We start from the raw sequence: 18355 nt of genomic DNA, 5'->3' as shown, positions 1-18355 counted from the left end.
GCGAGCGTGCCGGTGCGGCCGCGGTCCTGGCCCTCGGCGCCGCGGAGGAGGTCGCGCTGGTCGCCGCAGGGCTCGGCGCGGCGCAGGTCGCCGCGTTGGCGGCAGGCATCGTGCTCGGCGCCTGGGGGTTCGACACGCATCGCACGCGCGACGTGCCCAAGCGCATCCGCCGCCTGGTGGTGCATGCCGATGCGCCCGAGGCCGCCGAGGCCGCCTTCGCGGCCCTCGCGCCGGGCCTCGCCGGCTGCCTGCTGGCGCGCGACCTGGTGGCCGAGCCCGCCAACCACCTGACCACGCGGCGCTTCGCCGAGCGCCTCGAAGCGCTGGCCGAGGAGGGGATCGAGGTCACGATCCATGGTCGCAGCTGGCTGGAGCGCCATGGCTTCGGCGCGCTGCTCGCGGTCGGTGGCGGCGCCGCCGACCCGCCGCGCCTTGCGGTGTTGCGCTGGCGCGGCGTGCTGCCCGCGCCCCCCGTCGCCTTCGTGGGCAAGGGGATGGTCTTCGACACCGGGGGCATCTCCATCAAGCCGGCCGAGGGCATGGAGGCGATGCGCGCCGACATGGCGGGCGCGGCGGCCTGCGCCGGGGCCATGCTTGCGCTGGTGCGGCGGCGTTCGCCCGCGCCGGCCGTGGCCGTGCTCGCGATCGCCGAGAATGCCACCGGCGCGGCGTCCTATCGCCCCGGCGACGTGATCCGCACCGCCTCGCGCCGCACGGTCGAGGTGATCGACACCGATGCCGAGGGCCGCCTGGTGCTGGCCGATGCTCTGCACCACGCGATCGCCGCCTTCCGCCCGCGCGCGGTGATCGACCTCGCGACGCTCACCGGGTCGATCGTCACGGCGCTCGGCCATCACCGCGCCGGGCTGTTCGGCAGCGACGCGGTGCTGATGGCGAGCATCGCCGCGGCGGGTGAGGCGGTGGGCGAGCCGCTCTGGCCGATGCCGATCGGCGAGACGCACCGAGAGGTGCTGACGTCCGACATCGCCGACCTCCGGCAATGCGCCCCGGCGGGTTCGGGCGCCTGGGGCGGGCGCTTCCTGCCCGACGCCTGCCACGCGGCGGCCTTCCTGCGCGAATTCGTGGGCACCACGCCCTGGGCCCACCTCGATATCGCCGGCGTCGATACGGCGGAGGAGGCGCATGCGCTCGGCCCCGCCGGACCGACCGGCTTCGGGGCAAGGCTGCTCGACCGCCTGGTCGCGCTGCGCTTCGAGGAGGACGCATGAGACGCGCAACGCCGCTTGCCGCCGCGCTTGCCCTCCTGCCCGGCTTCGCCGCCGGCCAGGCCCTGGTGCCGTGCTCCGCCACCGTGCTCGCGACGCGCCCGGACATGGTCACCGCGCGCAGCCATGCCGCCGCCATCGAGGACGGGACGCTGCGCCGGGTTGTCCTGGTGCTCGAGACCGGGGAGCGCTCGATCTCGGATTTCGTGCCGATGGGCGCGGGCGTCTCGGTCCGCCTCCTCGCCGTGCCGGAGCGCGTCGGCTCGCCGCGCAGCACGCTCGTGTTCAACCGGGCGGTGGTCGAGCCCGACGGCGCGATCCTGGTCGAGACCTGGGTGCGCGGCCCCGACGCGGATGCGCCGAGCCACAACGCCTATCGCCTGCGCTGCGGCGGCGCCGCGCCGCGGCCGTGACGCCATGGCCGAGATCGGCTTCTACCACCTGACGCGCACGCCGCTCGAACAGGCGCTGCCCCGGCTGCTCGGCCGCGTGCTGGCCTCGGGCGGGCGGGCGCATGTGCTATGCGGCGAGGCGGAGCGCGCCCGGGCGCTCGATGCCGCGCTCTGGCTCGCGAGCGACCCGGACTGGCTGCCCCATGGCCTGGCCGGCGGCGAGCATGACCCGCTGCAGCCGATCCTGCTCGGCGCCGATGACGCGCCACCGGCCAATGGCGCACGCTTCCTGCTGCTGGTGGCCGGGGCCGACAGTGCCCGCCTCGCGGCGTATGACCGGGTGCTCGACCTGTTCGACGGCGGCGACCCCGAGGCGGTGGCCGCGGCGCGCCGCCGCTGGACTGCAGCGAAGGCGGCCGGCCACGCCCTGACCTACTGGCAGCAGGGTGCCGGCGGCTGGGAACGCAAGGCCTGAGGGGCCGCGCGCGGCTCCCGTGAAAGGGGCTGTTGGCAGGCTGTCAGGCCGCGCGGAAGCTTCCCTCCGTCATGCCAAGCAGCGCATGGCGCCATTCCGCCGCGCAATCCGCCGCCGGGAGATCCAGCAGCAGCCCGAGCACGCCGATCCCGGCGATGCGCGCGCGCAGCCTCAGGCCGCCCCGGCGCGGCAGCACCAGGTCCACCTCCTGCCCCAGGGCGAGCCCACCCACCCCGGCGACCACCGCGCCCGTGGCGCCCGCCTCGCGCATTAGACCGTCGCGCACGCGCCCATTGGCCGAGCGCAGGGTGCAGGGCTCGGCGACGCGATGCAGGCGATGCGGCGCGGCGCCGAAGGCGGCCGCCACGGCGGCGGAACTGCCCCATGCGGCGCCGCGGTTGGCCGCACCCCACTCGAGACCCATGCTGACCTGACCTCCTCCCCGCCGCCGCGGCGGGGCTGTCGCAGGCTAGGGAGGCGGCCTTAACGCATGGCTTCCGGAGGTTCCTGCGGGAGCAGCCCGCGGATGGCCTCGTGCCACAGCGCCTGGTCGGCCCCGGCGCGGATCGCGAGGTGGACGCCGAGCAGGCTCACGCCGCGCACCTCGGCCACGAAGACGTGGTCCGTGAGGCGCGCGAGGCGCAGCCGCACCAGGTCGCCCGCGAGAAGCCCGCGCACGCCATGCACCATCGCGCCGCCCGTCGAGACGTCGCGCAGCGTGCCGTCATGGACGTGCGATCCGATGAAGACCGTGCAGGGGAGCTGGACCTCGACGCGTGCCCCCTCGCGGCGCTCGCCGAGTCCCTGCAGGATCACCGCGGCGGAGTCGCGCGGCGACGCCCCGGCTCCCGCCGGTGGAGCCTGGCCCGCCGGGGCCCCTGGCCCCGGGACGGTGTCGGACATCCCCCCTCCGCTCACGATCGGCGGGAAGCCTAGCGCACAAGTCTCGGTGCGGGAACAAATGTCGCTGGGCGGCCCGTCACTCCGCCAGGGCGGCGCTCCAGGGGCTCATCGCATCCGTGATGCCCTGGCGGGTGCCGTCGGGCGCGATGCGGATCAGGTTCGGGCAGGCGAAGTTCACCGGCAGGACGGCGTGCTCCACCTCGGTCACCACGGCGTCCTTCGCCAGCGCGGCGATGGTCTCGGCGCCCAGGCGGATGTCCGCGGTGACCCCCTCGGGTCCCGAGACGTCCAGCCGTGGATGATGCGCAGCCTGCTCCGGCGTCATGCCGAAATCGGCCACGTAGGACAGCGTCTGGAAGACCGAGGCCATGATCCGCCGCCCGCCCGAGGCACCGGCCGCGATCGAGGGCACGTCGCCATCCCCGGCGATGACCGGGCACATGTTCGTCAGCGGCCGCTTCCCTGGCGCGATCGCATTCTTCGCCTCCGGCCGCGGGTCGAACCACATGATGCCGTTGTTCATCAGCACGCCCGAGCGGGGCAGCACCACGCGCGAGCCCATGGACGACAGCAGCGTCGTGGTCATCGCCACCATCATCCCGTCCTTGTCGCAGACGGTGAGGTGGGTGGTGCAGGATTCGGCGGCCTTGGGTTCGGCATCGCCGAGCCCGGCGAGCCGTTCCGCATAGGCATCGCGCATCACGCGCGCGAGCTGCGCATACCAGGCGGGGGAGGGTGCTGCGCCCGAGAAATCGGCGCCGCGCATCCCTTCGAGCACGCGCAGCAGGGTGGGTGCGGCGGTCAGGCCATTGGCCAGGAACAGCCGCTTGCCGCGCCAGGCGGCTTCGAGCGCAGGGCGCACCAGCGCCTTGCAGCCGACCAGGTCGGCCGCGCTGATCGGCGATCCCATGTCGCGGAAATCGGCGAGCAGCTCGCCGGCGACCTCGCCCTCGTAGAAGTCGCGCAGCCCTGCGCTCGCGAGCCGTTCCAGCGTCTCGGCGAGGCGCCCCTGGCGGAAGAAGCCCGGGCTGCCCTGATAGGGAGCGACCGGCGGCAGGCCATTCGGCAGGTAGATGCGCGCGCTCTCGTCATACAGCCGCAGCACCGAGGCGCTGTTCGCCACCTTCAGCGTGGTGAACCAGTCCTGCGCCAGGCCACGCTTCGCCAGCGCAATGGCCGGTTCCATCACCACCTTGAGCGGCAGACGCCCGTGCCGCGCGTGCAGCTCGGCATAGCCGGCGACGGAGGAGGGAATGGCGAAGGAGAGCGGGCCGTGGACGTTGCGGTCCTCGAACACCTCGGGCCAGGTGAACAGGTCGTCCTTCATCTTCCCCGTCATCGGGAAGGCGGAGGGGTCCAGCGCATGCGGCGAGACCGGACCGAAATCGAAGGTCTGCGCCGGGATGCCCGGCCCGGCCACCTGGGTGAAGCCGATCCCGCCCAGGCCGGAATTCCAGGGTTCCACGACAGCGAGGGCGAAGGCGGTGGCGACCGCGGCATCGGCCGCGGTGCCGCCTTCGGCCAGGATGGCGATGCCGGCCTCGGCGGCATCGCGCGCCTGGGAGGCGACCATGCCGCGCTTGCCGGTCGCGCCGGGCTTGGTGACCTGCCAGTGCTGCGTCACGTGCGGGGGCGGCGTCCAGGCCATGGCGGCGTTCCTTTCTCGGGCGTCGGGGCAGCGTCGCGCCGGAGGCGCGCAAGGACAAGCCCTGCCGGAGGCGCGCAAGGACAAGCCCTGCCGGAGGCGCGCAAGGACAAGCCCTGCCGGAGGCGCGCAAGGACAAGCCCTGCCGGAGGCGCGCAAGGACAAGCCCTGCCGGAGGCGCGCAAGGACAAGCCCTGCCGGAGGCGCTGCACCGCAAGACCTCGCTGTTTGCCCCGCGGCGTCTTTCCGCCTAGGACACCGCCGAATTTCGCGCCCCGTCGGGCGTCTGCGTTGAGGAGGATGCTGCCATGCCCGCATCGAAGGGCCTTGTCGTCGCGCCAGTACTCCGCGCCTTCATGGAGACCGAGGCGCTGCCCGGCACCGGGGTCGAGCCCGCGCGCTTCTGGGACGCCATGGAGCGGATCCTGCGCGACCTCGCCCCCGCCAATGCGGCGCTGCTCGCGAAGCGCGATGCCCTCCAGGCGAAGATCGACGCCTGGCACCGCGCCAACCCGGCGAAGCCGATCGACCTTGCCGCCTACACCGCCTTCCTGCGCGAGATCGGCTACCTGATGCCCGAGCCCGCCGAGGTGAAGGTCGGCACCACGGATGTCGATGCCGAGATCGCGACCCAGGCCGGCCCGCAGCTCGTGGTGCCTGTCTCGAACGCCCGCTATGCGCTCAACGCTGCCAATGCGCGCTGGGGGTCGCTGTACGACGCGCTGTACGGCACCGACGCCATTCCGCAGGCGGGGCCGCGCGTGAAGGGCTACGACCCGGCGCGCGGGGCGGCGGTGATCGCGCGCGCGCGCGGTGTGCTCGACCGCGCGGTGCCGCTGGCGCGCGGCAGCCATGCGGACGCCGCCGCCTATCGGCTCGAGGCCGGGGCGCTCGAGGTCACGCTGAAGGATGGCGGCAAGGTCGGGCTGGCGCGGCCGGGCCAGTGCGTGGGCTTCCTCGGCGAGGCGCATGCCCCCGCCGCGCTCCTGTTCGTGAACAACGGCCTGCACATCGAGGTGAGGTTCGATCGCGCGCATCCGATCGGCAAGACGGATGCGGCGGGCATCGCCGACGTCGTGCTCGAATCCGCGCTGACCACGATCCAGGATTGCGAGGACTCCGTCGCCGCCGTGGACGCCGATGACAAGGTCGATGTCTATCGCAACTGGCTCGGCCTGATGAAGGGCGACCTCGCCGCGGAATTCGACAAGGGCGGGACCACGATGGTCCGGCGGCTGAACCCGGACCGCGTGTTCCAGAAGCCCTCGGGCGGGGCGATGACGCTGCATGGCCGCTCGGTCATGCTGGTGCGCAATGTGGGGCACCACATGATGACGGATGCCGTCACGCTCGACGGCGCGGAGGTGCCCGAGACGATCCTGGACGCGCTGTGCACCGCCGCCATCGCGCTGCACGACATCCGCGGCAAGCGGATGAATTCGCGCGCCGGCAGCGTCTACATCGTCAAGCCCAAGATGCACGGGCCCGAGGAAGTGGCCTGGGCGGACACGCTGTTCTCGCGCGTCGAGGATGCGCTGGGTCTCAAGCGCGCCACGCTCAAGATGGGCATCATGGACGAGGAGCGGCGCACCACCGTCAACCTCAAGGCCTGCATCGCCGCGGCGAAGGACCGCGTGGTGTTCATCAACACCGGCTTCCTCGACCGCACCGGGGACGAGATCCACACCTCGATGGAAGCCGGCGCCGTCGTGCGCAAGAACGACATGAAGGCGCTGCCTTGGATCAAGGCCTACGAGGACTGGAACGTGGATACGGGCCTGGCCTGCGGGCTGCGCGGCCGCGCGCAGATCGGCAAGGGCATGTGGGCCATGCCCGACATGATGGCCGCGATGCTGGAACAGAAGGTGGGCCACCCGAAGGCCGGTGCGAACACCGCCTGGGTGCCGTCGCCCACCGCCGCGACGCTGCACGCGCTGCACTACCACGAGGTGGACGTGGCGGCGCGGCAGGAGGAGCTGGCGAAGTGCGGCCGCCGCGCGAAGCTCGACGACATCCTGACCGTGCCGCTGGCGCGCGACACCAACTGGTCGCCGGCCGACGTACAGGCGGAGCTCGACAACAACGCGCAGGGCATCCTGGGCTATGTCGTGCGCTGGGTGGACCAGGGCGTGGGCTGCTCCAAGGTGCCGGACATCAACGATGTCGGCCTGATGGAGGACCGCGCGACGCTGCGCATTTCATCGCAGCACATCGCCAACTGGCTGCGCCATGGCGTGGTCACGCGCGACCAGGTGATGGAGACGATGAAGCGCATGGCGTCCGTCGTGGACCGCCAGAACGCCGGCGACACGGCCTATGTGCCGATGGCGCCGGGCTTCGACGGGCCGGCCTTCAAGGCGGCCTGCGACCTGGTGTTCGAGGGCGCGGCGCAGCCCAACGGCTACACAGAGTTCGTGCTGACGCGCCGCCGCCGCGAGGCCAAGGCGGCCTGACGCCACGGGGCTTCCTCGGCGCGGGCCACGGAAGCCCCGGATGGCCGTCACGATCATCCTGGCCCGACGCCGGGACGAACCGACGCCCGGGCCGGCGGCGCCTCGGTGCTCTCCGAAGCGAAGGCCCCGCATCCCGCCCCCGGCGGCGCGAGCGCCGGTTCGTCCTGAGCCGCCGCGCCGCGGCGCACCGCTTCGCCAACGCCCGCCATCCGTGGATCCCATGCACCCCACCATCGGCATCGACTTCGGCACGACCAACAGCGTGGTGGCGCTGCGTGCGGCGGATGGCACGGCGCGCACGCTGCGTCTCGACAACGCCGAGGTGTTCCGCTCCGTGCTGTGCTTCTGGGCCGGCGCGGATGGCCGCCCGCATGACGCCGCGGGGCCGGCGGCGATCGAGGCCTATCTCGAATCGCCGCTCGACAGCCGTCTCATCATGTCGATGAAGTCCTATCTCGCGCAGCGCAGCTTCACCGAGACGCGCATCCTCGGCCGCGCCTGGGGGATCGAGGCGCTGGTGGCTCGCTTCCTGCGCCACTGGCTCGGCCCGCTGGCGCCGGATTTGGCAGGGGCGCGCATCACCCTCGGCCGACCGGTACGCTTCGTGGGCGAAACCGCCGACGATGCCTTCGGCGCGCAGCGCCTGCTGGCCGCCTTCGCGCAGGCCGGCTTCGCGGACGTGACCCTGGCGCTGGAACCCGCCGCCGCCGGGCATCGCTTCGCGCAAGGGCTCGATGCACCGGCGACGGTGCTGGTGGCGGATTTCGGCGGCGGCACCTCCGACTTCTCGGTGCTGCGATTCGAACCCGGCCCGCCGCCGCGCGTGGCGGCACTCGGCCATGCAGGCGTGGACATCGCGGGCGATGCCTTCGACTACCGCATCATCGACAACGTCGTCTCGCCGCGGCTGGGCAAGGGCAGCACCTATCGCGTCATGGGCGGGGATCCACTGCCACTGCCCGCCGCCTGGTATGCGGGCTTCGCGCGCTGGCACCAGCTGTCGATGATGCGCGCGCCGCGCACGCTGCGCGACATCGCCGAGGTGGCGCGCACTGCCGAGCGTCCCGACGCGCTGCACGACCTGGTCCGGCTGATCGAGGCGGATGCCGGCTATGCGCTGTATCGCGCGGTCTCCGGCGTGAAGGCGGCGCTCTCCGCGTCGGAGGCGGCGGTGCTCGACTTCCGCCATGGCGGCTTCGCGCTGCGCGCGCCGATCGCGCGGGCCGATTTCGAGGCCTGGATCGCGCCCGAGCTCGCGCGCATCGGCGCGGCGGTGGATGCCGCGCTGGCCGACGCCGCCATCGCGCCCGGTGCGGTGGACCGCGTGTTCCTGACCGGCGGCACCTCGCTGGTCCCGGCCGTGCGGCGGATCTTCGAGGCGCGCTTCGGCCCGGCGCGGGTGATGGCCGGCGGCGAGTTCGTCTCGGTGGCCGAGGGCCTGGCGCTGATGGGCGCCGGGCCCGGCTGACGCCGCGCATGGCCTTCCGCGCCGGCTTCGGCGAGACTGCGCCCAGAGAGGACCACGCCATGACCGAAGACACCCGCCTCGACCCGCCCAGCCTCGAGATCAGCGGCCGCCGCGCCATCATCCGCCTGCACCGCGCGCGGCACCGCAACCGCGTCGAGCCCGGCGATATCGTCCGCCTGCTGGAATACTTCGACACGGTGGATGCCAATCGCGACCTGCGCGTGCTGGTGATGGCCGCCTCCGGCCCGGCCTTCAGCGCCGGCTTCCACCTGGGCGGCTTCGCCGAGGACAAGGAGGCGGCGGCGAGGGCGCCTGGCTTCGATGCCATGGTGGACCGCTTCGAGAAGCTCCGCGTGCCGACCATCATGCGCCTGCAGGGCGGCGTCTATGGCGGCTCCACCGACCTGGCGCTGACCGCGGATTTCCGCATCGGCGTGACGGGGATGGAGATGTTCATGCCGGCCGCGCGGCTCGGCGTGCACTACTACCCGGGCGGGCTGCGCCGCTACGTCTCGCGCCTCGGGCTCAACAACGCCAAGCGACTGTTCCTCACGGCCGAGAAGCTCGGTGCCGAGGAACTGCTGCGCATCGGCTACCTGACGCATCTGGTGCCGCCGGGCGAACTGGATGCGGCGGTGGAGCGCCTGGCGGCCACGCTGGAATCCATGGCGCCGCTGGCGGTGCAGGGCATCAAGCAGGCGCTGAACGAGATCGGCCACGGCGCGCTCGACGTCGCCGCCTGCGAGGAGCGCGCGCGCATCTGCAAGGAGAGCGCGGACATCCAGGAGGGCCTCGCGGCCTTCCGCGAAAAGCGCGCGCCGGTGTTCCGCGGCGTGTGACGGGCTGCTACCGCGATCGGCCGCGACGGCCGGCGCGTGATCATAAACCGCGGATCGCGGCACGGCCGCGATCCGGGAGCGCACGGCGCGACCGCGCCCGGACTGTCAGCCGCGTCCGGTGCACCAGTGCGGGGCGCGATAGCCAAGCGGCCGCATGGCCGCGCCGGCGATTGAGGTCAATCAACAACGTCAATCGATTGTCGCGCCCGAGGCGCGCACCACCTCCGCCCATTTCGCGATCTCGTCCCGAATGAAGGCCTCGAACGCCGCGGGCGATGTACCGCCATCCGGCGTCAGGTTCGGCGGATCGGCGCCGAGGTCGGCGAGGCGCGCGCGCACCGCCGGCTCCTTGCTGATGGCATCGAGCTCGGCGCCCAGTCGTTCGATGATGGGCCGCGGCGTGCGCGCCGGGGCCTGCATGCCGAACCAGGCGGTCGCCTCGAAGCCGGGTGCGACCGTCTCGGCCAGGGTGGGCACGTCCGGCAGCACGCCGCTGCGCACATGCCCGGTGACGGCCAGGGCGCGCAGCCGCCCGTCGCGGATGTGGCCGATGCAGGAGGGCAGGTTGTCCACCGAGCATTCCAGCCGCCCGGCCACCGCCTCGATCAGCATCGGCCCCGCGCCGCGGAACGGGACATGCGTGATCTGCAGCCCGCCGGCGCGCAGCTTGAACATCTCCATCGCCATGTGCGGCGAACCGCCGCTGCCCGCGCTGCCGTAGTTCAGCGCGCCGGGCCGCGCCTTCGCCGCGTCCACCAGCTCCTGGATGGTGCGGATCGGCTGCGAGGGATGCACCATGATCACGTTGGGCACGCGCAGGTACAGCCCGACCGCGGCCAGGTCCTCGGGCTTGTAGGGCATGCGCGCGCCGAACAGCGCGTAGTTGATGGCGGCCGGCGAGACCGCGGTGGTCAGCACCGTGTAGCCATCGGGTGCCGCGCGCGCGACCGCCTCGGCGCCGATATTGCCGGTGGCGCCGCCGCGGTTCTCGACCGGCACCGGCTGGCCCACGCGCTGCTGCAGCCGCTCGGCATAGACCCGGCCGGCGATGTCCGTGGTGCCGCCCGGCGGGAAGTTCACGATCATGCGGATGGGGCGCGATGGATAGGGCCCGTCCTGCGCCAGGGCAGGCAGGGGCAGCGCGGCGAGCGCGCCGGCGATCAGCGGGCGGCGGGCGATGGTCATGGGCGTCCTCCTCGGTGCCGGGGCGTTCGTCGCCCCTGACGCGGGGCCGGTCTGCGTCGTGCTGGTCCGGCCCTGGTTGCCGTTATGCCCTGTGGCGCGCCCGCTGTCGCGTTGGCGTGGCCGGCGTACGGCTATCCTCGGTCGGGCAGGATTCAGGGGTGGCGGCGCGGGAGCGAGGCCCGGGCGAGGGGAAGCGCGACGACGATTCCGCGTGCCTTCGCGATGATGAACCCGCGCGCCTTCGCGACGACCTCGACGTCTTCGCTGTCCGCCCGCGCCCGCGGACCTCGCCGCTCCCGGTACTGGCGATCGCGGCCTTGCCGATCATCGCCACCGGAGTGTTGTTCGACGTCGCCTTCGGGGGGTGCGCAGGATGACCGCACCCTGGGGCAAAGCCGATAGGCTGTCGGGACATGAAGAAAATCTGTACGACCGCTCGCGTACTGAGACGAAATCAAAAATGATATAATGTGGGATTTTTGGTGACATCCCCGTGCGCGTTACACTACTTTTCCGGGATGTCGGGCGCGCCCTGACGCCGGCGAGGGGCTTGGCACGCCAGCGCAGCGCGAACCCGGCATGGGAATGGTCCCGGCGCGCACTCCGTCGGGACCGGTCGACGCGGAGGGGAACATCCATGGTTGCAGCCGCCCAGGCATCGTCGCCCATGTCATGCACCGCGGACGCGATGGCGCCAGGCGCAGCCATGGCCGACGCCCCCGCTCCCGTGGCGCAGCCGAACACCCGGATGTCACGGTGGGGCGACCAGGGCCCCGCTGTCGGCGTGCTGCTGGCCGTAGCGGTGTCGCTGCCGCTCTGGGCCCTCGTGGTCGCCATCGCGAGCATGGTCATCGCCTGAGGGCGAGCACCCGCGCAAGCGCCCGAGCGACAACCGCGTGTCGCGCCGGGCGGTTAGTGACCCTGGCGCTTCCGGCTCGCGCCTCGTCCCGCCTGCCTATTCCACCCGGATATTGGCGCGCGTCACCACATCCGACCATTTCGCGATCTCGGCGCGCAGGAAGGCGGCGAAGGCGGCCGGCGTGGTGCCGCCATCCGGCGTCAGCCCCGGCACATCGGCGCCCAGCGCCGCCATGCGCTCGCGGAAGGCAGGGTCGAGCGCGATGGCGTTCATCTCCGCCCCCAGCCGCTGCACCACCGCGGCGGGCGTGGCGGCGGGCGCCAGCACGCCGAACCAGGCGGTCGCCTCGAAGCCCGGCAACCCCTGCTCGGCGATGGTCGGCACGTCGGGCATCGAGGCGTTGCGCGCCGCGCTGGTCACGCCGATGGCGCGGATCTGCCCGTCGCGGATGAAGGGCAGGGCGGAGGGGATGTTGTCCATGCCCGTCTCGATGCGCTGCGCCACCATCTCGGTCAGCATCGGCCCCGAGCCGCGATAGGGCACGTGGGTGATGTCGATCCCCGTGGCGAGGCGCAGCTGCTCCACCACCACATGCGGCGAGGTGGCGATGCCCGCGGTGCCGTAGTTGATCGCGCCCGGTCGCGCGCGCGCCTCCCGCACCAGGTCCGCCACCGAGCGAATGGAGGTATTGTTCGCCGCCATCAGCACGTTGGCCACGCGCGTCATCAGCGCCACGGCCGCGAGGTCCTCGGGCTTGTAGGGCATGCGGTCGCGGAAGACCGCGAAGTTGATCGCGCCGGTGCCGATGGTGGTGAGCAGCAGCGTATGCCCGTCCGGTTCGCTGCGCGCGACGAATTCCGCCCCGACATTGCCCGACGCACCGGGGCGGTTGTCCACCACCACCTGGTGGTTCAGCCGCCGCCCCAGCATCTCGGCGGTCAGGCGCCCGACCAGGTCGGTCGTGCCGGCGGGGGTGAAGGGGATGACGATGCGGATGGGGCGCGTGGGATAGGCCTGCGCGAAGGCGGGCCGGGCCAGGCCCAGCAGCGGTGTCGCGAGCAGCGCGCGGCGGTCGAGCGTCATGGCGGTTCCTTCCCTCCCGGACCGGGGCCTGCGGCCCCGTTTGGGGGAAGCCTATGGCGCGCGCGGCGGCGGGTCCATGCCCGCGGCCGCGCGCGCGTCCCGCCTCAGTCCACCGTGATGTTGCCGCGGCGGACCACCTCGGCCCATTTCACGATCTCGGCGTCGATGAAGGCCTGGAAGGTCGCGGGGGTGGACAGCCCATCCGGCGTCAGCGCCGGCTTCTGCCCGCCGAGATCCTCGATCCGTGCCCAGACCGCGGGATCGACCAGGCAGGCGTTGATCGCGCGCGAGAGCTGGTCGATGACCGGCTGCGGCGTCCGCGCCGGCGCGGTCACGCCGAACCATGCGGTCGCCTCCACCGCCGGGAAGCCAGCCTCCGCGCAGGTCGGCACGTCGGGCAGGGCGGGCGTGCGCGTGGCGGTGGTGACCGCGAGTGGCCGCAGCCGCCCCTCGCGCAGGTGGCCGATGACGGAGGGCAGGTTGTCCACCCCCACCTCGACGCGCCCGGCGATGATCTCCTGAATCATCGGCCCCGCCCCGCGGAAGGGCACGTGCGTCAGGTCGATCCCCGCCGCCTGCTTCAGCAATTCGCCGGTCATGTGCAGCGACGTCCCCACGCCGGAGGAGCCGATGTTGAGCCGCCCGGGCCGCGCCTTCGCGTAGTCCACCAGTTCCTGCAGCGTGCGCGGCGGCAGCCCGTTGGTCACGAAGATGGCGTTGGGCACCTTCACCACCAGCGCCACCGCGGTCATGGCATCCGGGCGGTGCGGCATGCGTTCGCGGTACAGCCCGTGGTTGATCGCGCCGCTGCTCACGGTCTGCATCAGCACGGTGTAGCCGTCGGGTTCGGCCTTCGCGACCACGTCGGCGCCGATGTTGCCGCCCGAGCCGCCGGGGCGGTTCTCGACCACCACGGGCTGGCCGAGCCGCGTGGTCAGCGGTTCGATCAGCACGCGCGCCGCGAGGTCGGTGGTGCCGCCCGGCGGGAAGCCGACGACCAGGCGGACCGGCCGCGCGGGCCAGGCCTGCGCGAAGGCGGGGGCGGCGAGGGTCGTTGCGGCAATGCCGCCCAGCAGGGCGCGGCGTTCGATCATCGGTTGTTCCTCCCGGTGCCCGTCGTGGCGGGCAAGGTCATGCTGATGCGCCAAACTGGCCCGGCAGGGCCAAGGGATCAACCTGCCGCCACCGATACCGCGGTGTGGGAAAAGCCTCTAGGCTGCAGGCCCGCGGGGGCGTCGCGGACAGGGGGCAGGCGCGCATGGGGTTCCTGAAACTGTATGGCCGCGTCCTGTGGATGCTGGGCAGCGACCGGCCGATGGCGCTCGGCCTCGTCATCGCGGCCCTTGGCCTGGCGGGGTTGCAGTTCCTCGAGCCGGTGCTGTTCGGCCGCGTGGTGGACCTGCTGTCGCGCTCGGACCGCATGGAAACGGCCGCCCTGTGGTCGGAAGCGACGCAGCTTCTCGTGATCTGGGGCGTGGTGGGCCTGGCGGGAATCGCGGGCAATGTCGCGGTCGGGCTGTTCGCCGACCGCATGGCACACCGGAACCGGCTGCGCGTCATGCACGACTACTTCCAGCATGTCCTCGCCCTGCCGCTGTCCTTCCATGGCGACACCCAGTCGGGCCGGCTGATGAAGATCATGCTGGTGGGCACCGACAACCTGTTCGGCCTGTGGCTCGGCTTCTTCCGCGAGCATGTCATCACCTTCGTCTCGCTGGTCGTGCTGCTGCCGCTGACCATGGCGATGAACTGGCGCCTGGGGCTGTTGCTGGCCGCGCTGGTGGTGGTCTTCGCGGTGGTCTCGGCGCTGGTGATCCGCCGCACCCAGGAAGCCCAGGCGAAGGTCGAGGCCTTCCATTCGCGCCTGGCCGGCAACGCCCAGGACGCGCTGTCCAACGTGGTGGTGGTCCAGTCCTTCACCCGGCTGAACTCCGAGGCGCGGCTGTTCGGCGACATCATCCGCCAGGTGCTCGACCACCAGTTCCCGGTGCTGAACTGGTGGGCGATCGTGGCCGTGCTGACGCGCGCGGCATCGACCATCTGCGTCATCGCCATCTTCGTCTTCGGCACCGTGCTGCATGTGCGCGGCCAGGCGACGGTGGGCGAGATCGTCTCCTTCATGGGCTTCGCCACGCTGCTGATCGGGCGGATGGAAGGCGCGGTCGGCTTCGTCTCCCACATGGTCTTCGTGCAGCCGCGCATCGCCGAGCTCTTTTCCGTGCTCGACGCACGCTCGAGCGTGCCGGAGGCGCCCGACGCGCAGGACATCGGCCGCGCGACAGGGGAGGTGGCCTTCGAATCGGTCGGTTTCGCCTATCCCGGCGGCCCGGCCATCCTGCGCGAGGTGTCGTTCACCGCGCGCCCGGGCCAGACCATCGCGCTGGTCGGCCAGACGGGGGCCGGGAAATCCACCGCCATGGCGCTGCTGCAGCGCCTGTGGGACCCCTCGGAGGGCCGCATCACGCTCGATGGCCACGATTTGCGCGGCATCACGCTGGAATCGCTGCGCGCGAACATCGGCGTGGTGTTCCAGGAATCCATGCTGTTCAGCCGGACCATCCGCGAAAACCTGCTGGTCGGGCGTCCCGGGGCCACCCAGGAGGAGATCGAGACCGCCTGCCGCGAGGCCCAGGCGCATGACTTCATCATCCGCCAGCCGCAGGGCTACGACACGCTTGTGGGCGAGCGCGGTGCCAACCTCTCGGGCGGGCAACGCCAGCGCCTGGCGATCGCGCGCGCACTGATCAAGAACCCGCCGGTGCTGATCCTGGACGAGGCGACCTCTGCGCTCGACGCCGCCACCGAAGCCCGCGTGCAGAAGGCGCTGGCGGCGCTGATGGCCGGGCGGACCACCTTCATCATCGCCCACCGCCTGTCCACGGTGCGCGAGGCCGACGAGATCCTGGTCTTTGACGGCGGCCATGTTGCCGAACGCGGCCCCTTCGCGACGCTGGTCGCGCAGGATGGCCGCTTCGCCGAGCTGGTGCGCACGCAGCTCGCCGGCGGGGCCGTACCGGCACATTGACGCGAGCGCGCAGCTTCCTGTTGCGCCGCGCCGCCCGACCCTGGCAGGCTTCGCGCCCAGGTTGCGTGGCCGGGTCTCGCCGGGCCGCCTCGCCCAGCCTTCCGTCCGGCGTGCCCCGTTGCCGCGCCCCGCAGGCCCCCCGGCCTGCGGCAGACGGGAGGAAACGGGCATGACAATCGGCGCGATCCTGCGCGACAAGGGCACGGACGTCTTCTCGGTCGGACCGGGCGAGGATGCGACGTCGATCGCGCAATCCCTGGCCCAGCATCGCATCGGCGCGGTGCTGGTGCGCGACCTGGATGGCAATATCCTCGGCATCGTGAGCGAGCGCGACATCGTCCGCGCCTTGGCGCGCGAGGGCGCGACGGCGCTGTCGCACACGGCGCGCGAGCTGATGACCGCCGACCTGATCACGGTGCGCGGCGAGACGCGCATCGCCGAGGCGCTGGGCGTCATGACGAAGCACCGCTGCCGGCACCTGCCGGTCATCGAGGATGGCCGGCTGACCGGGATGGTCTCGATCGGCGACCTGGTGAAGGCCCGCATCGCCGAGGCCGAGCAGGAGGCGGAGAACCTGCGCGCCTTCGTCACCGCGGCCTGAACCGAAGGCTCAGGGAGAGTCTTTGTTCGCCCTCAGACGGCGGGCGGCGGCCGTCCGGCCGCCTTGCCTTCGCGCCATGCACTGGTGCGCCTGACGCCACTGATGGTCTGGGCGCGGTCGCGCCGTGCGCTCGCGGATCGCTGCGCGATCCGCGTTTTTCTGACCCTCAGGCGCCGGGCGCCGGCATGCGCCGGCTTGGCTTGCGCGCCCTGCACTGCCGCGCCCGGCGCGGCTGAACGTCTGGGCGCGTTCGCGCCGTGCGCTCCCGGATCGCTGCGCGATCCGCTCTCCCCGGGCCATGTCCAGTGCCGGGCATGGGCCTGCGCTGGCCCGACTTGCGCACGGCGCATCGATGCGCCCGGCGCGGTCGCAGGCCGCAGCATCGCGCCATGCCCGCGGCCGTGCCACGCTCTGCGCACCCCATACCCGCGGAGCACCCCATGGACCTCCAACTCACCGGCAAGATCGCCCTCGTCACCGGCGCCTCCGTTGGCCTCGGCCGCGCCATCGCGAGGATGCTCGCGGCCGAGGGCTGCCGCCTCGCCATCCTCGCGCGCCGGCGGCACCTGCTGGATGAACTTGCCGCCGAGCTCCCGGCCTCCGCCACGCCGCTGGTGATCGAGCAGGACATCACCGCACCCGATGCCGCCCCGCGCATCCGCGACGCCGTGCTGAACCATTTCGGCCGCTGCGACATCCTGGTGAACAATGCCGGCGGGTCCCGCCCGCAGACCGACCTCGGCGCCGACGAGGTCTGGGCCGAGGCCATGCTGCTGAACTTCGAGGCCGGTCGGCGCATCACCCACGCCCTGATCCCGTCCATGCAGGCGAACAAATGGGGGCGCATCGTCAGCCTGACCGGCACGGACGAGCCCTTCTCGATCAACCCCGCCAACGCACCCAACGGCGCGGTGCACATCTGGTCGAAGGCGCTCTCGCGCGTGCTGGGGCGCGACGGCATCACGGTGAATTGTGTCCCCCCCGGGCGCATCCGGTCCGAACAGATCGACACCCGCGTCATGCCCACCGAGGAAGCGCGCCGCGCCTGGGCCGAGAAGGAAGTGCCGGTCGGCTACATCGGCGAGCCGGACGACCTCGCGGTGCTGGTCGCCTTCCTATGCTCGCCCTGCGCCCGCTACATCACGGGCCAGGTGATCCATGTGGATGGTGGCACGCTGCGCTCCAGCCACTGACGCCGCGCAGGAGGCCGCCGCATGACGCGCAACCACGCCACGCCCCATGACCGCCCGAGCCATATCCGCCGCGTCGTCGCGATCGCGCGGCGGCGACGCAAAAGCGGGCCGCCGCCACCGCTGCCGCTCGGCGCCAGGCTGGCCGACGGCGTCGCCGCTGCGGTCGGATCGTGGCGCTTCATCCTCATCCAGTCGGCGCTGCTGGTCGCCTGGATCATCGGCAATGCGGTGGTGGGCGGCGGCGCCTGGGACCCGTTCCCCTTCATCCTGCTGAACCTGATGCTCTCCTTCCAGGCGGCCTATACCGCACCGATCATCATGATGAGCCAGAACCGCCTCTCGGACGTGGACCGGGAGCGCGCGCTGGCGGATTATCAGGTCAATCTGCGGGCCGAGGCCGAGATCGCCCTGTTGCACGAGAAGGTGGACCTGATGCGCGAGCGCGAATTGCTGGAGCTCACCGCCCTGCTGCGCGAGACGCTGACGCGCCTGCAGACCCTCGAGGACCGGGAGAAGTCCGCATGATCGGCCTCATCGTCCGCGTGCTGCTGGCGCTGGGCGGTGGGCTCGCGGCCTTCTTCGTGGCGCGCGACAGCCCGAATTTCGGCGTGGTGCAGGGCATGCTCGCGACCGTGGTCCTGGTCTGCGCGGTGCTGATCATCGTGCTCTGGCGCTGGAAGAAGGACGAATAGGACAGCCCGCGCGCTCGCGGCGAACGGATCCGACCCTCCGGTCGGTTGCGCCTCAGTTCCGCTCGGCCGGGCGCACCATGACGCGCCGGGGCTCGCCGCCCCGCAGCGCAAGCAGCTCCGCCTCCACATCCACCCGTTCCGCGCCGAGCCAGCGCAGCAGGGCCTCGGCCCCGGTGATCGCCGTATCGTCGAGCGCGAGGATGATGTCGCCTTCCGCCAGCCCCGCGCGCGCTGCCGGCCCGCCAGGCAGCACGCGGGCGATGCGCGCGCCGAAGCCCTGGCCCTCGCGCCCCGCCGCGCGGGCAAGCCGCCCTGG

General features: G+C 72.3%; 18 protein-coding genes. 11 read left to right on the top strand and 7 right to left on the bottom strand.

The window, feature by feature from the left end:
• The 3 genes from HW578_RS11480 to HW578_RS11470 form a co-directional block, all read left to right on the top strand.
• Positions 1-1229: leucyl aminopeptidase family protein (locus HW578_RS11480; protein WP_198370694.1), on the top strand; the 1229-nt coding region annotated here is incomplete at its 5' end.
• Entirely contained in the window at positions 1226-1639 is a 414-nt protein-coding gene (locus tag HW578_RS11475) for a hypothetical protein (RefSeq protein WP_198370693.1), read from the top strand. The genes HW578_RS11480 and HW578_RS11475, both read left to right, overlap by 4 nt.
• A 4-nt stretch (positions 1640-1643) precedes the next feature.
• Complete coding sequence (locus HW578_RS11470) at positions 1644-2093, top strand: DNA polymerase III subunit chi (RefSeq protein ID WP_198370692.1); 450 nt, start codon at positions 1644-1646, stop codon at positions 2091-2093.
• Between the two features lie 43 nt (positions 2094-2136).
• On the opposite strand, the gene HW578_RS11465 is transcribed toward HW578_RS11470, so the two are convergent.
• The 3 genes from HW578_RS11465 to HW578_RS11455 all read right to left on the bottom strand — a co-directional run bounded on the left by HW578_RS11465 (position 2137) and on the right by HW578_RS11455 (position 4644).
• Positions 2137-2517, bottom strand: coding sequence for a hypothetical protein (locus tag HW578_RS11465; RefSeq protein WP_198370691.1), 381 nt, complete (start codon positions 2515-2517; stop codon positions 2137-2139).
• A 59-nt stretch (positions 2518-2576) separates the two neighbouring features.
• Positions 2577-2996 carry a PilZ domain-containing protein gene (locus tag HW578_RS11460; protein ID WP_198370690.1) on the bottom strand — a complete coding sequence of 140 codons (420 nt, stop codon included), beginning with the start codon at positions 2994-2996 and terminating at the stop codon, positions 2577-2579.
• Between the two features lie 76 nt (positions 2997-3072).
• Positions 3073-4644: a gamma-glutamyltransferase gene (locus tag HW578_RS11455; protein ID WP_198370689.1), complete on the bottom strand. Its 1572-nt coding sequence runs from the start codon at positions 4642-4644 to the stop codon at positions 3073-3075.
• 305 nt (positions 4645-4949) lie between these two features.
• Between HW578_RS11455 and HW578_RS11450 the strand changes: the two genes are divergently transcribed.
• The 3 genes from HW578_RS11450 to HW578_RS11440 all read left to right on the top strand — a co-directional run bounded on the left by HW578_RS11450 (position 4950) and on the right by HW578_RS11440 (position 9401).
• The gene (locus tag HW578_RS11450; protein WP_198370688.1) at positions 4950-7094 is read left to right on the top strand and encodes a malate synthase G; all 2145 of its coding nucleotides are present in this window, start codon (positions 4950-4952) and stop codon (positions 7092-7094) included.
• Positions 7095-7314: 220 nt separating this feature from the next.
• The gene (locus HW578_RS11445; protein ID WP_198370687.1) at positions 7315-8562 is read left to right on the top strand and encodes an Hsp70 family protein; all 1248 of its coding nucleotides are present in this window, start codon (positions 7315-7317) and stop codon (positions 8560-8562) included.
• Positions 8563-8621: 59 nt separating this feature from the next.
• Positions 8622-9401: an enoyl-CoA hydratase/isomerase family protein gene (locus tag HW578_RS11440; protein ID WP_198370686.1), complete on the top strand. Its 780-nt coding sequence runs from the start codon at positions 8622-8624 to the stop codon at positions 9399-9401.
• Between the two features lie 189 nt (positions 9402-9590).
• Here the strand turns inward: HW578_RS11440 and HW578_RS11435 are convergent, their stop codons facing one another.
• The 3 genes from HW578_RS11435 to HW578_RS11425 all read right to left on the bottom strand — a co-directional run bounded on the left by HW578_RS11435 (position 9591) and on the right by HW578_RS11425 (position 13622).
• Complete coding sequence (locus tag HW578_RS11435; protein WP_198370685.1) at positions 9591-10586, bottom strand: tripartite tricarboxylate transporter substrate binding protein; 996 nt, start codon at positions 10584-10586, stop codon at positions 9591-9593.
• 955 nt (positions 10587-11541) lie between these two features.
• A complete protein-coding gene (locus HW578_RS11430) occupies positions 11542-12528 on the bottom strand; it encodes a Bug family tripartite tricarboxylate transporter substrate binding protein (protein WP_198370684.1) in 987 nt (328 codons plus the stop codon).
• A 104-nt stretch (positions 12529-12632) separates the two neighbouring features.
• On the bottom strand, positions 12633-13622 hold the full coding sequence (locus HW578_RS11425) for a Bug family tripartite tricarboxylate transporter substrate binding protein (RefSeq protein ID WP_198370683.1): 990 nt from the start codon (positions 13620-13622) through the stop codon (positions 12633-12635).
• A gap of 164 nt (positions 13623-13786) precedes the next feature.
• Here HW578_RS11425 and HW578_RS11420 point away from each other — a divergent pair, with 164 nt between their 5' ends.
• The 5 genes from HW578_RS11420 (at position 13787) to HW578_RS11400 (ending at position 18039) form a co-directional block, all read left to right on the top strand.
• Positions 13787-15553, top strand: a complete 1767-nt coding sequence (locus HW578_RS11420; RefSeq protein WP_198370682.1) for a glucan ABC transporter ATP-binding protein/ permease — start codon at positions 13787-13789, stop codon at positions 15551-15553.
• A gap of 169 nt (positions 15554-15722) precedes the next feature.
• Positions 15723-16154 carry a CBS domain-containing protein gene (locus HW578_RS11415; RefSeq protein ID WP_198370681.1) on the top strand — a complete coding sequence of 144 codons (432 nt, stop codon included), beginning with the start codon at positions 15723-15725 and terminating at the stop codon, positions 16152-16154.
• 440 nt (positions 16155-16594) lie between these two features.
• Positions 16595-17347, top strand: a complete 753-nt coding sequence (locus tag HW578_RS11410; RefSeq protein ID WP_198370680.1) for an SDR family NAD(P)-dependent oxidoreductase — start codon at positions 16595-16597, stop codon at positions 17345-17347.
• A gap of 21 nt (positions 17348-17368) precedes the next feature.
• The gene (locus HW578_RS11405; protein ID WP_198370679.1) at positions 17369-17872 is read left to right on the top strand and encodes a DUF1003 domain-containing protein; all 504 of its coding nucleotides are present in this window, start codon (positions 17369-17371) and stop codon (positions 17870-17872) included.
• A complete protein-coding gene (locus HW578_RS11400) occupies positions 17869-18039 on the top strand; it encodes a hypothetical protein (protein ID WP_198370678.1) in 171 nt (56 codons plus the stop codon). Before HW578_RS11405 ends, HW578_RS11400 begins: the two co-directional genes overlap by 4 nt.
• Positions 18040-18091: 52 nt before the next feature.
• Here HW578_RS11400 and HW578_RS11395 read toward each other — a convergent pair.
• Positions 18092-18355 (bottom strand): PDZ domain-containing protein (locus tag HW578_RS11395; protein WP_198370677.1); only part of this gene is annotated, 264 nt, incomplete at its 5' end.

It is taken from the genome of Roseomonas rosulenta (assembly GCF_016106005.1).
GTDB lineage: Bacteria > Pseudomonadota > Alphaproteobacteria > Acetobacterales > Acetobacteraceae > Neoroseomonas > Neoroseomonas rosulenta.
The sequence above is the reverse complement of the archived record's forward strand: the minus strand, read 5'-3'. Positions and strand labels throughout refer to the sequence as shown.

Bases quoted from the DNA above. Each gene is read 5' to 3' on its own strand.
- HW578_RS11470 (WP_198370692.1), top strand. From the start codon at position 1,644: ATGGCCGAGATCGGCTTCTACCACCTGACGCGCACGCCGCTCGAACAG.
- HW578_RS11400 (WP_198370678.1), top strand. From the start codon at position 17,869: ATGATCGGCCTCATCGTCCGCGTGCTGCTGGCGCTGGGCGGTGGGCTC.
- HW578_RS11440 (WP_198370686.1), top strand. From the start codon at position 8,622: ATGACCGAAGACACCCGCCTCGACCCGCCCAGCCTCGAGATCAGCGGC.
- HW578_RS11450 (WP_198370688.1), top strand. From the start codon at position 4,950: ATGCCCGCATCGAAGGGCCTTGTCGTCGCGCCAGTACTCCGCGCCTTC.
- HW578_RS11430 (WP_198370684.1), bottom strand. From the start codon at position 12,528: ATGACGCTCGACCGCCGCGCGCTGCTCGCGACACCGCTGCTGGGCCTG.
- HW578_RS11420 (WP_198370682.1), top strand. From the start codon at position 13,787: ATGGGGTTCCTGAAACTGTATGGCCGCGTCCTGTGGATGCTGGGCAGC.
- HW578_RS11410 (WP_198370680.1), top strand. From the start codon at position 16,595: ATGGACCTCCAACTCACCGGCAAGATCGCCCTCGTCACCGGCGCCTCC.
- HW578_RS11405 (WP_198370679.1), top strand. From the start codon at position 17,369: ATGACGCGCAACCACGCCACGCCCCATGACCGCCCGAGCCATATCCGC.
- HW578_RS11445 (WP_198370687.1), top strand. From the start codon at position 7,315: ATGCACCCCACCATCGGCATCGACTTCGGCACGACCAACAGCGTGGTG.
- HW578_RS11415 (WP_198370681.1), top strand. From the start codon at position 15,723: ATGACAATCGGCGCGATCCTGCGCGACAAGGGCACGGACGTCTTCTCG.
- HW578_RS11455 (WP_198370689.1), bottom strand. From the start codon at position 4,644: ATGGCCTGGACGCCGCCCCCGCACGTGACGCAGCACTGGCAGGTCACC.
- HW578_RS11460 (WP_198370690.1), bottom strand. From the start codon at position 2,996: ATGTCCGACACCGTCCCGGGGCCAGGGGCCCCGGCGGGCCAGGCTCCA.
- HW578_RS11465 (WP_198370691.1), bottom strand. From the start codon at position 2,517: ATGGGTCTCGAGTGGGGTGCGGCCAACCGCGGCGCCGCATGGGGCAGT.
- HW578_RS11475 (WP_198370693.1), top strand. From the start codon at position 1,226: ATGAGACGCGCAACGCCGCTTGCCGCCGCGCTTGCCCTCCTGCCCGGC.
- HW578_RS11435 (WP_198370685.1), bottom strand. From the start codon at position 10,586: ATGACCATCGCCCGCCGCCCGCTGATCGCCGGCGCGCTCGCCGCGCTG.
- HW578_RS11425 (WP_198370683.1), bottom strand. From the start codon at position 13,622: ATGATCGAACGCCGCGCCCTGCTGGGCGGCATTGCCGCAACGACCCTC.